Source organism: Mycobacterium sp., from assembly GCF_049683935.1.
In the GTDB taxonomy this organism is placed as follows: Bacteria; Actinomycetota; Actinomycetes; order Mycobacteriales; family Mycobacteriaceae; genus Mycobacterium.
On sequence record NZ_JBAUJR010000278.1, the window covers coordinates 1 to 13,456 of the forward strand.

Sequence of the window (13,456 nt, forward strand, 5' to 3'; positions counted from 1 at the left end):
ACACCGAGCCCTGGGGTCTGGAGCTGGCCACCGAAGAAGGCAAGACCAAAGCCGAAGGCATCGGCGAAGTCCGCCGTGCCGCACAGATTCTGCGGTACTACGGCAACGAGGGTGATCGTCAGGCCGGCGAGATCTACGCTTCGCCCCGCATGGGTGAGCAGATCCTGATCACCCGCAAACCGTTGGGCGTGGTCGGGGTCATCACCCCGTTCAACTTCCCGATCGCGATCCCGGCGTGGAAGATCGCCCCGGCGCTGGTCTACGGCAACACCGTGGTGTGGAAGCCGGCGAGTACGGTTCCGCTGCTGGCGATTCGGCTCGCCGAGGCGCTGACCGCGGCCGGCCTGCCCGCCGGCGTGCTCAACCTGCTGATCGGCGGTGCCGACGTCGGCGATGCCATCGTGAGCCACGCCGGCGTCGACGCGATCACGTTCACCGGTTCCACCGGAGTCGGGCGGCGTATCGCGGCCGCCGGTGCGGCGCGCGGGGTACCCGTGCAGGCCGAGATGGGCGGCAAGAACGCAGCGGTGGTGCTCGACGATGCCGACGTCACCCTCGCCGTCGAGCAGGTGATGCTGGGAGCCTTCCGATCGACGGGCCAGAAGTGCACCGCCACTTCCCGATTGATCGTCACCACGGGAATCGCCGAGCAGCTCCTCGATGAGTTGCTGGCCCTCGTCGCGGCACTGCGCGTGGGTGACCCCACCGACGACGCGACGCAGATGGGTCCCGTCATCAGTGACTCGGCACGCACGTCCATCACCTCCGGGATCGACACCGCCACCCGCCAGGGCGCCACGGTGTTGGCCGGCGGGGCTGCCTACTCCGACGGTCCGCTCGCCGACGGCTACTTCGTCGCGCCGACGGTCGTCGACGTCGGCAGTGCGCCCGTCGATCTGTGGACCGACGAACTGTTCGGACCCGTTCTCGCGGTCCGGCGCGCCGATACCGCCGACGAGGCCTTCGCGCTGGCCAACGACAGCAAATTCGGTCTCTCGGCAGCGGTGTTCACCCAGGACGTCACCCGGGCCCTGCAAGCCGTCGACCGGATCGATGTCGGGGTGCTGCACATCAATTCCGAGTCGGCGGGCGCGGACCCCCATGTCCCGTTCGGCGGCGCCAAGAAGAGTGGTCTAGGACCCAAGGAACAAGGTGGCGCCGCGCGGGAGTTCTTCACTCACACCACGACCGTGTACCTGCGCGGTGGGAGGCCGGGCGCATGACCGCCGGAGCGCTCGAGGGCATCGTGGTCGTCGATTTCAGCCGGGTCCTGGCCGGACCGTACGCGACGATGATGCTCGGCGATTTCGGCGCCGAGGTCGTCAAGGTCGAACGTCCCGGCTCCGGCGACGACACCCGGCAGTGGGGTCCACCCCACGACTCCGAAGGTGTGGCAACGTATTTCAACTCGGTCAACCGCAACAAACGCTCGGTCGCGCTGGATCTCGGCGACCCCGACGACGTCCAGCGGGCCCGCGATCTGGTGGCGCACGCCGACATCGTGGTGGAGAACTTCCGGCCCGGCACCATGGAGAAACTGGGTCTCGGTTATGAGGATCTGCGGGCGATTCGACCGGACGTCATCTACTGCTCGATCACCGGCTTCGGCCGTGACGCGGGGGCGGCGCTGCCGGGCTACGACCTACTGGTGCAGGCCGTGGGCGGCTTGATGAGCGTGACCGGCACCGAACCCGGTGATCCGACCAAGGCCGGTGTGGCCCTTGTCGACGTGCTGGCCGGGCTGCACGCACTGAGCGGAATTCTGGCAGCGCTTGCCCATCGGGATCGCACCGGCGAAGGCCAGCGGGTCGACACGAACCTTCTCGCCGTGCTGCTGTCGTCGATGGTGAACCAGGCCTCGGGCTACCTCGGCGCAGGCGTGGTGCCGGGCATCATGGGCAATCGCCATCCCAGCATCACCCCCTACCAGACCTTCGACACCGCCGATCGCCCAGTCGCGGTGGCCGTCGGCAACGACAAGCAGTTCAGGGCGTTCAGTGCCGCGATCGGCAGACCTGACCTCGCAGACGACACCAGGTTCGCGACCAACCCGCAGCGGGTGGCCAACCGAGATGCATTGTGCACCATGATCGAGACCGCCCTGAAGACGAACGGCGCCGATCACTGGTACGCCGCTTTGACCGCCGTCGGCGTGCCGGTCGGACCGATCAACGATCTGGCCGAGGCCTTCGCCTTCGCCGAGGGACTCGGGATCCACCCGGCGGTATCGGTACCCGGCAGCGCGACGCCGCAGGTGGCCAACCCGATCTCGCTGTCGGCCACCCCCGTCACCTACCGCAGTGCGCCGCCCCCGCTGGGTGGGTAGCTACTGCCGTCAGACGTGGCTGAGGAGCAGCTGTCGGGATTTCAGTGCCAACCACAGCCGCGCCCGGGTGTCGGCGGAGCACAGATCGTCGGCCAGCGTCTCGCTGATGCGCCGCATCCGATTCCGCATCGTGTGGCGATGGACATGCAGTTCGGCGGCTGCGGCCTCGAGTTGACCGTTGTGCTGCAGGAAGGCTGCCAGCGTGTCGATCAACTCGTCGTCGCGGCCCGCAAGGGGATCCAACGGCGCGGCGAACAGGTGGAGTTCGGCTGCGCTCCGGCCGCCGAGCAGCGCACCGAACGCACCGAGTTCGCCGAACTCGGTGATGCCGGATCCGGCACCGCACTGCAGCGCAACGGCGGCCTCCTCGACTGCCATGGCGATTGCGGAGAGTCGGCCGGGTCTGCTCATACCACCCACCGGCGCACGCCCACAGGTACGGCCGAACGTGTCGATCACATCCGAGACTCGCCGCCCACTGCCCGCGGCGGGCACCACGATGACGATCTCGTCGCCTCGCGGCGCCAGCAGATAGGCGCCGGCGGCCGAGAGCAACCGCCCCAGGTTGGACGCGGCCGCACACGCCGGTCCGGCACCACGGACCATGACCACCACGACGTCCCCGTCGGGTTCGAAGCCGAAGTACCGAAACAGCCCGGCGTCGACAGTGCCGGAGCCGCTGAGCATTTCGCGTGTCACCGCGGTGCGCAGCCGCTGTTCGGCGTCGATCACACGGGCCGGTTTCTCCAACGCGATGGAGATGAGTGACACCGCGTGCGCCAGGAGCAGGCGATCGGAGGTCGACAGTGGCTGCACCGTCCGCACCGCGAGGTGACCGCGAACAGGTTGGGCCACCCGAAGGGTCTGGATCGTGATCAGCGCGTCCCCGTCGGCGGTGACGTAGCCGGCATGGTGGCGGGCAGTTGCAGGTCGGACCGACCCGGCCAGCACACTGGCCAGCCGCTGGTGTCCCTCGCCGACTGCGGCCAGCACCCCGCCGTCGGCGCCGGTGACGACGACCGCTACCGAGAGCGAGTCCGCGAGCGCGTCGACGACGGCGGGGATACCCCCGCGCAGCGTCGCCCGGGCAAGCACCTCCTGGTGGGCGACGACTCGCTGCACCGAGCGCAGTTCGTCGGCCTTCACCGCATCGATCACCACCCGGGCGATCGCGATGAACGGTGTCGACGCGGGGACCTGAAGCACCGGGATGCCCCAATCCTGTCCTGCGGCAAGCACACCCGAGGGCACCTCGGTGAACGTGGTCCCCGTGTCGACGGCCAGCGCGCACATCCCCGCCGACGACAGGCGCGCGACGTACCCGGCTTGTGTGGCCGCATCGTTTCCGATGTTGATCCCCGTGGTCATCACCAGTTCACCGCCGGTGAGATACGGAGTCGGGTCGGACAGTTCGATCGCGTGTGCCCACGCGATCTCACGGTCGGCGGCATGGGCGCCGGCGACCAGTGTCAGGCCGAGGCTTTCGACCTGCGTCAGCCCCCGGGCGGTGATCACTCGCGGGTCGCGGCCACTGCGCCCAGACGTGACTTCTCGGCTGCGGCGACGAACGCGCTGAACAGCCGCAACCGGTCGGCTTCCGGACCGTCGTCGTCCTCGGGATGCCACTGCACACCGAGGTAGAAGCGGTCCGGGTCCTCGACCGCCTCGGTGATTCCGTCGAGCGCCCGTGCCGCCACCACGAGTCCGGTGCCGATCCGGTCGACCGCCTGGTGATGGCCGGAACGTCCGCTCACTCTGGCCGATTCCAGGATCGAGGACAGTCGGGTGCCCGGCATGATGTCGATCGGTTCGTCGACGAACTCGGGTTCCCCGGGCGCCCCGTGGTGCAGGGCGTAGTCGACGATGTCGGGAATGATCGTGCCGCCCCGCGCAACGTTGAGCAACTGGGATCCGCGGCAGATGCCGAAGATCGGGCGGTCGGCGGCCTCAGCCGCCGCGATGACGGCGAAGGCGTCGCGGTCGGCGCGCGCGTCGATCCCGTAACTGGCCGGATGACGGGTGCTGACGCCGTAGCAGGAGCCGTCGATGTCACCACCGCCGAGAAGCAGTACGCCGTCGAAACGTGCGGCCCCCGAGGGGTCCTCCAATGCCTCTGTGGTGTCCCAGAGTTCATAGGAGGCACCGAGTTCCACCAGCGTCGCCAAGGTGACGCGGGTGAAGCGCCTGACCAGCGCAGCGTCGGCCGCGCTGATGTCCGGATAGTTGAGCGAGGCCAGCACGCACACATGGGCTCGCGGTGCTGCGGGGACCGGAAGATCCGGGATGACGTCTTCCCTGCGCACCCTGCTGTCGGTGGGCGTGTTGTCGGTCACTGGGAGTCCTTTCGTTTGCGGGCCCGGTCGATCAGGTCGGCGAACAGGGCCGCGTCGGTCTCCGACGTGGCGTGGCGGTCCTCGGGATGCCACTGGACGGCCACGATGTCGGCGCGACGGTGTTCGACCGCCTCGATGAGACCGTCGGCCGCGACGGCGGTGACGATCAGGTCGGCGGCCAGCCGGTCGACGGCCTGATGATGGTAGGACGACACGTCGATGGTCGCGGCACCCACGATGGTATGCAACCGCGAGCCCTTCTTCACCTCGACGTGGTGGATGGCGTTGTGGTGCAGCGTGTTCGTCTCGGGCACATGCTGGACCAGGGTCCCACCCAGGGCGACGTTGAGAACCTGCATGCCTCGGCAGATCGCCAGTGCGGGCAGGTCGAGCTCGACCACCGACCGGGTGATCCCCAGGTCGAACTCGTCCTGGAACGCCACTGTGTCCGTCGTCTCCGGCGCCGGGTCGGCCCCGTATCGGCGGGGCTCCATGTCGGCACCTCCCGGCAGCAGCACCCCGTCGAAACGTTGCAACCGACCGGGCAGTTCGGCCAACGGATCGGCGGCAGGGCCGTGCACGACGACCGGTTCGCCACCGGCCGCCCAGACCGCTTCGCAGATCGCCTCGGCAGCAAGGGTCGCCGAGAATCGCAGGATCGGTGCATGAGCGGCGCGCCGACCGGCCACGGCCACCAGCGGCCGGGCCACTCAGCCCCCCGCGAACGGATAGTCGAGGGTCGGCAGCCACTCCTCCCAGACCGTGCGCAGGCGCCCCGACTCGATGAGCCGACCGAGCGCGCTGTCGATCTCGGCCAGGGTGTCTGGCCGGTCCTTCGCCACCGCGATGCCCCACCTGTTCGCGGTCTGCACCGTGAACGCGAGTTCGTAGTCGGGATGTGTCGCGCCCAGCGGTACGAACACGACGTCATCGTCGACGACCGCGTCGACATCCTCACTGCGCAGTGCGGCCAGCATGTCGGCGTAGACGTCGTCGGAGCCCGCGCCGAACGGCACCGGCACCGCGCCCTCGAAGGTCTCGACGAGCGCCATGTTGGTGCTGTTCTCGATCGCGGCGACGCGGCGGCCGACAAGATCGGCGGCGGTGTGGATCCCCGCGCCCCTGCGGACCAGCACACCTTCGTGGAACACCGCGTAGGGTCTGGTGAAGTCGACCTGGGCCTGCCGCTCGGCGGTGATTCCCTGGCCGCACAGCACCGCGTCGGCGTCGCCGCGCCGCACCGCCGGGATCATGTCGACCCACGGCACCCGGACCCATTCCACCGGACGGCCGAGTTCGTCACCCAGCGCCTCGGCGACGCCGGGCTCGTAGCCCTTCCTGCCATGCTCGGGGGTCCACAGGGAGAACAGCGGCGGCGCCTCGGCGTCGAGGCACGCCAGCCTCAGAGCGGCGGTCACGGGGTGTCGTTCCAATACATGTCGCGCTCCCAATCGGTGACGTATCCGCAGAATCGAGCCCATTCGTCGGCGTGGAAGTCGACGAGCAACTTCGACAGCACCGGCCCGAAGGCCTGGTTGAGCACCTCATCGGCCCGGAATGCGGCGATCGCCTCGCCCAGCGTCAGCGGCAACGCCGGGAAACGCTCGTCCTGCGGTGCGTCGTAGGACGAGCCCTGGGTCGGAGCGCCGGGGTCGGTGGTGTTCTTCATGCCGTCCTCACACGCCGCGAGGATCGCCGCGTGTGACAGGTAGGGGTTGACCGCGGCGTCGGGCAGCTTGTACTCGAGCCGCCCGACTGCAGACAACCGGACGGTGCAGGTCTTGTTGTCCAGGCCCCAGTTGATCCGCGACGGCGCGAACTGGCCTGCGTCCCAATACCGTTTGTAGGAGTTGACGGTTGATCCGTTGATCAGCATGGCGCCGGCGGAGTGGGCCAGCAGGCCGCCGAGGGCATGTCGCCCGACGTCGGTGAGGTGCAGTTCGGTGCGGCCCGGGTCCGCCAGCACGTTGACGCCGTCGCGCCACAGGCTGAAGTTGTGGTGGCAGCCGTTGCCCATCATCCCGGTCGCCGGTTTCGGCATGAAGCTCGCGTGGATACCGAGTTCGCGGGCGACCTGCTTGCAGATCTGCCGGTAGGTGGTGAGCCGGTCCGCGGTCAGGTCCGCGTGGTCGTACATGAAGTTCAGCTCCACCTGGAACTCGTCTTCGTAGTCGCCCTCGACCATGTCCAGTCCGAGGGCCTGTGCGTACTCGACGACCTTCTTGACGATCGGCCGGTTCCGTTCGAGGTGTTCGATGTGGTAGGCGGGGCTCGACCCGGGCCGGAACTGCGCCTCCAGACCTTCACCCTGCCAGGTCATCTCGGGCTCACAGCCGGTGCGAAGCTCCAGACCGGTTCGATCGGTGAACCCTTCGTGCAGGCGACGCAGCAGACCCCGTGAATCGCAGGCGAATTCAGCGCCGGGAGCATCTGTCAGGTGGTCGGGCTCGTAGAGTCGGCAGAAGACCCGGGCGAAGCTGGAGTCCCAGGGCAGGACCGCGAAGGTCTCCAGATCCGGGATCGCCGTGTACTCCGGTGCATGGACACCGCCGGCGAGGAGCACGCCCTCGCGGGTGCCCTGCAGGTTGGCCACCGCCGTCTGGTGCTGTTGGACACCTTTGATCGCCAGCCTCTCGAAATGTTTTGCGGGCGCCACCTTGCCGACGACCCGGCCGGTGATGGTGACCGCCTGGAAGTACACGAATTCGACGCCGCGGTCGGTGATCGTCGACAGGGCGGCCGCGAGGTCGGGGCTCTGGGCGTTGCCCTGGCGGTGCGCGTCGAGCTGAGTCGTTGTCATCGCGTGCTCAATCCTTGACGAGGATGGCTTGGGCGGGACAGACGTCGGCCGCCTCCTCGACCTCACTGCGCAGTGAATCGTCGGGGTTGTCGTCGTATTCGAGCTTGCCCTCGTCGTTGAGGGAGAACACCGTGGGCGCGGCGATCGCACACTGGCCGTGGTCCTGACATTTCGCGAGATCTACGGTGACGTGCATTCTGGAATCCTTTCTGGTCTGCGGAGGGGCTGCAGTTCCGGCGATCACGGGGCTGGCGTGAAGCCGATGGGCAACCGGATCGGTCCGGTGTTGCCCGAATCCGGCAGCCACTCGGCGCCGGGCAGTTCGTGGGGGTCGCGCAGTCGGCGGGCCAGCAGCGGCAAGGCCTCGCTCATGTCCGAGCGGGCGACGAAATGGCCCAGACAATGATGGGCGCCGCCGCCGAAACCGAAGTGCGGCTTCCGTTCTGCGGTGAGGTCGAAGCCCGGTGCGAAAACTCTCGGGTCGGTGCCCGCGGACTCGCTGTAGAGGTGGACCGTGGTGCCGGCGGTGAGCGCCACACCCTCGTACTCAAAATCCTCCAACACCTCGCGGGTCACCCACCGCACCGTGGGGTTGACCCGCATCACCTCCTCGACCGCGCTACCGCCGAGATCGGGCCGCTCGGCGAGCAGTCTCCACTGGTCGGGGTGGGCCATGAACGTCTGCATCGCCAGCCCGAGCTGATTGCGGGTGGTGTCGAATCCGCCGAAGATCAGCAGCACCATGGCGTCTCGCAGCTCGGTGTCGCTCAGCCGACCGTCCTCCGCGCGCGAGGCGTTGACCAGGGTGGTGACAAAATCGTCGCGCGGGTTCGCCCGGCGATCGGCGATGAGGTCGTCACAGTAGTCGTAGAGCCGTTGCAGGGCCGCCTCGATCCTCGGCAGGTCCTCGCGGATCGTCACCCCGAGGGACAGCCCGATGGTCACCGATTCGGTGGCGATGACCTTCCATTCGCTCTCGGGGATGCCGAGCATGATCGCGATCACTCGGGCCGCGTACGGCTCGGCGAACTCGCTGACGAACTCGCAGCGGTCAGGCTCGGAGAAGTTGTTGATCAGTTCGTTGCCCAGGTCTTGGAATCTCGGCACGAGCGCGCCGATCAACTTGTGCGAGAACGCGGGGTTCATCAGCCGGCGCAGCCGGTGGTGCTCTTCGCCTTCTTTGTTGAGGATCCAGCTGGCGAACCAGTCGGCGAACGGTCCCTCGGTCACGCCGTTGTGGGCGGGCCACGCGGCGCTGCCCTGCCGCAGTTTGGGGTGCTTGAGCAAGCGGTTCACCTGCTCGTAGCGCAGCACCGCGAGGCCGTACTGGGTGGTCGCATACCAGCTGCGTTCGCGGGCGTCGTGGACCTCGGCGGAGGTGATCGAGAACGCCGGGTCCGCGACGTCGAACGCGGGAACGGGGCCGAGAGTGGCCGACGACATCAGTACTACCTCCGAGGGTGGGCTACCTGGGCGACCGGAAACTGTGACTAAATACTCTAAAAATAGATGCTTAATGTCAACAGCTGGCGGCTGTTTCTCCGTTAAGAGTCGGTTACGTGCCGCTGCCCCGAGGTTGCTCGTCGGCGTTCGGCCAGGCGATGGCCAGCACCCACCCGGTGCCCAGCGGCAGCTCGGCCACCTCCCGGAAGGCCGAACTGTCCGCGGCCGGGCCGACGGCCGGCATTGCCGGCAACCGCGATCCGACAAACCACCGCGCGCTGTTCGCGGCGATGACGCGCCTCTCGGTGTTGACGACAACGGCGTCGTCATCGGTCTGCCGCAGCACCTCGAGCAAGTGGCGCTCGACCTCGCCGACCACCAGATCAGCACCCGCGACACCGAGGAACGTCCCGTCGGCGACGATCGGGATAGTGGCGGTGATCGTGTACATGTCGGAACCGCTGTAGTCGACATAGGGTCCGTAGGCGACGCGCGCGTGGCCGCGCTGCGCCAGCCGATACCAGTCCATCTGCAGATAGTCGTAGACGTCGATGGAGGTCGGGTCGAAGTTCAGCCTCAGTCGGGCAACCCGGTCGTTGTGGCGCTGCCACCAGGCCAGATACCGCTCCTTGCCGTCGACGACATCCGGCGCGGCGATGAAACCCATGCCCCACACGGCGCGTTCCTCCCGGAGCAGGTCGGCGAGTCGGCGCTGCAGCCCTCGGAAGTGGAGTTCGGTGAGCGCGGCGCGAGGTGGCCGGCTGCCGAGCACATCCTCGGCGATGCGGCCGAGCAACTCGTAGATCGGTTCCAGAGACTGCGACGCCTCCTCGGCCAGCCGGCGGGCCAGCACGTTGTCGGTCATGCGCCCGCCCCCGGTGCGGCGGTCAGGTCCGGATCCGCCGCCGCGGCCGTCAGGTCGAGATTCGTCGCCCCGGCCGTCAGATCGAGATTGACTTCAGTCAAGCGGGCAAGCTGACCCATGATGTGCGCCTCCGCGAGACGCCTTGCCTCGTCTGCGTTTTCGGACGCGACCGCCGTGGCGATCGCATGCTGCTCCTCCACGTGCGCGGCGATGTCGACCTGCCGACCGACGGGCAGCCACACCAGACCCGCGATCTCGGCCTGCAGGTTGGCTTCCCGACGCGCCAGGCGTGCCGACTGCGACGCGATCGCCACCTGGATGTGGAACCGGCTGTCGGCGCGGATCCGATCACCCAGCGTGGTCGCCGAACCCAGTTGATCGGTCAGGACGAAGAGCCGCCGCACGGCGTACGGAGCGGCCCGCTCCGCGGCCAGCCGCGCCGCCTGCCCGGCGATCGCCGTGTGCTCGTCGAACAGATCGCGCAGGTCAGAGGCGCTCATCGCAGCCAGACGCGCAGTCAACTGGTCGACCGGCGGACCCGCCGGGCGGCGCACGAACGATCCCCCGCTGCGACCGCGTCGGGTCTCCACCAGCGCCTGCTCACGCAATGTCGCCAGGGCTTCGCGCACGGTCATGGGCGCCACCCCGAACTGCGCCGCGAGGTCGATCTCCACGGGCAGGCGTTCGCCGTCGTCGAGCAGCCCGAGGTGGATGGCCTCGGTGATGCGCTGAACGATCTCGTCGGCGCGGCCGACCGGAGCTTCGCCCGCAACGAGTGGGGACAACGACGACACCGGCGCCCTCCTCCTCCGCGGTACGACCGTCGCCGGCAATCTACCGGATTCCAGATCAATTCTGCCGATTCTGTTGCCGTTTAAACAATAGGACTGTAGTTTTTCGGTCACTTGGCTTCGCAGCGCTACCAGAAAGCAGGCTGATGTCCACTACTACGCCGCCCACCAGCGCCTCCGATGAGGGTTCCCCCGCGTTCCTCGGCGGAGACGACGCCGCGCATCTGCATGCGCTCGGCTACAAATCCGAGTTCAAGCGGGAGATGAGCCCGTGGGCCAACTTCTCCCTCGGATTCACCTACCTCTCCCCCGTCGTCGGCGTCTACACGCTGTTCGCCTTTGCACTGGCAACCGGCGGACCGCCGATGATCTGGAGCTTCCTCATCGTCGGCCTGGGACAGTTCCTGGTCGCGCTGAGCTTCAGCGAGATCGTCGCGCAGTACCCGGTCGCCGGTGGGGTGTATCCGTGGGCGCGCAGACTGTGGGGTCGCCGATACGCGTGGATGACCGGTTGGGTCTACATGGTGGCACTGCTGGTGACCATCTCGTCGGTGGTCTACGGCTCCGGTCCGTTCATCGCAGCCACTTTCGGCGTCGAGGCGACGGTGAACAACGTCATCGCCTTCGCCCTGATCCTGCTCGCGCTGGCCACGGCCATCAACTTCATGGGGACCAAGGTTCTCTCCAAAGCCGCGATCATCGGCTTCACCGCCGAGTTGATCGGCGCGCTCGTCGTCGGTGTCTGGCTGCTCGTTGCCCATCGGGAACACAACATCGGCATCATCTTCGACAGCTTCGGTGCGGGCGGTGACGGCAACTACCTGTGGGCGTTCGCGGCCGCAGCGCTCATCGGTATCTACCAGTACTACGGTTTCGAGGCCTGCGGCGACGTCGCCGAGGAGGTGGCCGACCCGGGTCGGTTGATCCCGAAGGCGATGCGCCGAACCATCTACATCGGTGGTGCCGCAGCTACATTCGTCTGCCTGGCGCTCGTGCTCGCAGTCGCCGACATCCCCGCCGTCATCGCCGGCGAGGACACCGATCCGGTCACCACTGTTCTCAATGAGGCTTTCGGGCCGTTCGGCTCGAAGGTGATCCTGCTCATCGTCCTGATCTCGTTCCTGTCGTGCGCGATGAGCCTGCAGGCGGCCGCGAGCCGACTGGCCTACTCCTACGGCCGCGACCGGATGATCATGGGCCACAAGCTGCTCAGCAAGTTCTCCGCCACCCGGCACGTCCCGCCATATGCGCTGCTGCTCGCCGCCATCGTGCCCGCGGTGATCGTCATCGGATCGAAGTTCTCCACCGACGCGATCACCAAGATCATCAGCTTCGCGGCGTTCGGCATCTACCTCGGGTTCCAGATGGTCGTGTTGGCGGCACTGCGGGCGCGCCTGAAAGGCTGGGTTCCCAGCGGCAAGTACTCCCTGGGCAAGTGGGGCATGGCCGTCAACATCACCGCACTGGTCTACGGCGTCATCGCGATGATCAACATGGCATGGCCGCGGACCCCCGATGCCGCGTGGTACGACAACTGGATCGTGGCGCTGTCCGCGGCGGTGGTGGTCGTCATCGGGCTGGTGTACATGGCCGTTCACCCGCTGCACGACCGAAGCACCGCCCCGTACAGCGACGCCATCCCGTCGAAGACCCCCTGACGCCGGGGCCTACATCGCAGGCGGGCATCCCGCTGCTGTTCTGAGGTGCTCGACGTTCTGATGTGACCGGCAACACTCAGCAAAGCGAAACCTGCCGCCGTCACTCCGGGCCGTCGATCCGCCGGAAGCGCCTGAAGCCGCCAGACCGCTCGCGGCCAGGAGGGTCCGCGCTTCCGTCCCACTGCCACGACGTGCACTGTATGCAAACTCACAGCGCGAAAGTTGATTTACCCAGAATTAACAAGGACGATCAAAGCGTTCTACTTGCCGAGTGATCCTCGCCAAGTGGACACCAGCAGCAAACAGAGCCCCGTACCCCGGGGTCCCAAAAAGGAGTTGAGCACCATGTCCCTCGCGCACATTCGCGCCGACGTCAAGCGCGCCGTGAACCGGCGCCGCCTCTACGCGCGGATCAACGCTCTGCCGGATTCGACGGTTCGAGACGAGCTTCTCGCCATCGCCCGCCGGCATGAGGACGCAAATCACTGACGCCAACCCGTGTTGACCAGAGCCGGCTGCCCCCTTGGGGCGCCGGCTCTGTTGGTTCTACCCGGCTCTTGGTCCTACGGGGCCGGCTGCGGCCGTAGCGCTTCGTGCACGACGTCGACGGCGCGTGCGGCGCTTTGCGCGGCACCCTCCATCGTCGTCGGCCAGTCGTTGTGGGTCCAGTCCCCGGCCAGTGCCACATTGGACAGTGAAGTGCGGTTGTCCGGCCGGATCGTGGACATGCCGACCCGCGAGGAGAACGTGGCCTTGGGCCACGGCACCACGGTGACGTCCAGGACCTCAGCGTCGCGGGCGGCCGGATAACCGGCCCGAAGTGCGGCGACGAGGCGGTCAGCGACCTCGGCGTTCTTCAGCTCCATCAGGTCGTAGGCCGCGCACGTGGTGAGTGCATAGAGATGATTTCCGTCCTCGCGCGGGCCGTGCATCCGGTCGCGGTCGAAGACCCAACCGATGTCGCTGTCCAACAACGATTCCCATGGCGCCACGGTGCCCAGCGGGCGGTCGAGCAGCACATAGGCGTTCATGATCGGAACCGGTTCGAGTTTCTTGGCGGCGAGTCGGGCGTCCTCCGAATCAGGTACGTCGTCGAGCAGCGACCGAAGATTCCAGGACGGGACGGCGAGCACCACGGCGTCGGCGGCGAGCACCGAACCGTCGGCCAGCGTGACACCGGCGGCGCGACCGGCGGCGACCCGGATCGACACCGCACGCGCCCGCAGTCGCACCTCTACAC

General features: G+C 67.6%; 14 protein-coding genes. 4 read left to right on the plus strand and 10 right to left on the minus strand.

The window, feature by feature from the left end:
- Together WA965_RS16215 and WA965_RS16220 are read left to right on the plus strand one after the other, a co-directional pair.
- Positions 1-1,223, plus strand: a 1,223-nt coding sequence (locus WA965_RS16215) for an aldehyde dehydrogenase family protein (RefSeq protein ID WP_526447797.1), incomplete at its 5' end; no start/stop codon positions are given.
- Positions 1,220-2,326 (plus strand): CaiB/BaiF CoA transferase family protein, encoded by a 1,107-nt coding sequence (locus WA965_RS16220; protein ID WP_526300642.1) that lies wholly within the window; start codon positions 1,220-1,222, stop codon positions 2,324-2,326. The genes WA965_RS16215 and WA965_RS16220, both read left to right, overlap by 4 nt.
- A gap of 9 nt (positions 2,327-2,335) precedes the next feature.
- On the opposite strand, the gene WA965_RS16225 is transcribed toward WA965_RS16220, so the two are convergent.
- The 9 genes from WA965_RS16225 to WA965_RS16265 form a co-directional block, all read right to left on the minus strand.
- Complete coding sequence (locus tag WA965_RS16225) at positions 2,336-3,841, minus strand: PucR family transcriptional regulator (RefSeq protein ID WP_526300640.1); 1,506 nt, start codon at positions 3,839-3,841, stop codon at positions 2,336-2,338.
- Positions 3,838-4,659 carry a gamma-glutamyl-gamma-aminobutyrate hydrolase family protein gene (locus WA965_RS16230; protein WP_526300639.1) on the minus strand — a complete coding sequence of 274 codons (822 nt, stop codon included), beginning with the start codon at positions 4,657-4,659 and terminating at the stop codon, positions 3,838-3,840. The genes WA965_RS16225 and WA965_RS16230 overlap by 4 nt, the downstream gene beginning before the upstream one ends.
- Positions 4,656-5,369, minus strand: a complete 714-nt coding sequence (locus WA965_RS16235) for a gamma-glutamyl-gamma-aminobutyrate hydrolase family protein (RefSeq protein WP_526300637.1) — start codon at positions 5,367-5,369, stop codon at positions 4,656-4,658. Before WA965_RS16235 ends, WA965_RS16230 begins: the two co-directional genes overlap by 4 nt.
- On the minus strand, positions 5,370-6,077 hold the full coding sequence (locus WA965_RS16240; protein ID WP_526300635.1) for an ABC transporter substrate-binding protein: 708 nt from the start codon (positions 6,075-6,077) through the stop codon (positions 5,370-5,372). It lies immediately after the preceding gene.
- Entirely contained in the window at positions 6,074-7,459 is a 1,386-nt protein-coding gene (locus WA965_RS16245; protein WP_526300633.1) for a glutamine synthetase family protein, read from the minus strand. Before WA965_RS16245 ends, WA965_RS16240 begins: the two co-directional genes overlap by 4 nt.
- Before the next feature lie 7 nt (positions 7,460-7,466).
- Positions 7,467-7,655, minus strand: coding sequence for a ferredoxin (locus WA965_RS16250; RefSeq protein ID WP_526300631.1), 189 nt, complete (start codon positions 7,653-7,655; stop codon positions 7,467-7,469).
- 44 nt (positions 7,656-7,699) lie between these two features.
- Positions 7,700-8,902: a cytochrome P450 gene (locus WA965_RS16255; protein WP_526300629.1), complete on the minus strand. Its 1,203-nt coding sequence runs from the start codon at positions 8,900-8,902 to the stop codon at positions 7,700-7,702.
- 112 nt (positions 8,903-9,014) lie between these two features.
- The gene (locus tag WA965_RS16260) at positions 9,015-9,767 is read right to left on the minus strand and encodes a cache domain-containing protein (RefSeq protein ID WP_526300627.1); all 753 of its coding nucleotides are present in this window, start codon (positions 9,765-9,767) and stop codon (positions 9,015-9,017) included.
- A complete protein-coding gene (locus WA965_RS16265) occupies positions 9,764-10,561 on the minus strand; it encodes a FadR/GntR family transcriptional regulator (protein WP_526300625.1) in 798 nt (265 codons plus the stop codon). Before WA965_RS16265 ends, WA965_RS16260 begins: the two co-directional genes overlap by 4 nt.
- A 143-nt stretch (positions 10,562-10,704) precedes the next feature.
- On the opposite strand from WA965_RS16265, the gene WA965_RS16270 reads away from it, so the two are divergent.
- Both WA965_RS16270 and WA965_RS16275 read left to right on the plus strand, forming a co-directional pair.
- Positions 10,705-12,216: an amino acid permease gene (locus tag WA965_RS16270; protein ID WP_526447799.1), complete on the plus strand. Its 1,512-nt coding sequence runs from the start codon at positions 10,705-10,707 to the stop codon at positions 12,214-12,216.
- A gap of 345 nt (positions 12,217-12,561) precedes the next feature.
- A complete protein-coding gene (locus WA965_RS16275; protein WP_526300621.1) occupies positions 12,562-12,705 on the plus strand; it encodes a hypothetical protein in 144 nt (47 codons plus the stop codon).
- A 74-nt stretch (positions 12,706-12,779) separates the two neighbouring features.
- Here the strand turns inward: WA965_RS16275 and WA965_RS16280 are convergent.
- Positions 12,780-13,456 (minus strand): FAD-dependent oxidoreductase (locus WA965_RS16280; protein ID WP_526447801.1); only part of this gene is annotated, 677 nt, incomplete at its 5' end.

Coding starts and splice junctions, on each gene's coding strand:
- WA965_RS16220 (WP_526300642.1), top strand. CDS start 1,220: ATGACCGCCGGAGCGCTCGAGGGCATCGTGGTCGTCGATTTCAGCCGG.
- WA965_RS16245 (WP_526300633.1), bottom strand. CDS start 7,459: ATGACAACGACTCAGCTCGACGCGCACCGCCAGGGCAACGCCCAGAGC.
- WA965_RS16250 (WP_526300631.1), bottom strand. CDS start 7,655: ATGCACGTCACCGTAGATCTCGCGAAATGTCAGGACCACGGCCAGTGT.
- WA965_RS16255 (WP_526300629.1), bottom strand. CDS start 8,902: ATGTCGTCGGCCACTCTCGGCCCCGTTCCCGCGTTCGACGTCGCGGAC.
- WA965_RS16260 (WP_526300627.1), bottom strand. CDS start 9,767: ATGACCGACAACGTGCTGGCCCGCCGGCTGGCCGAGGAGGCGTCGCAG.
- WA965_RS16270 (WP_526447799.1), top strand. CDS start 10,705: ATGTCCACTACTACGCCGCCCACCAGCGCCTCCGATGAGGGTTCCCCC.
- WA965_RS16275 (WP_526300621.1), top strand. CDS start 12,562: ATGTCCCTCGCGCACATTCGCGCCGACGTCAAGCGCGCCGTGAACCGG.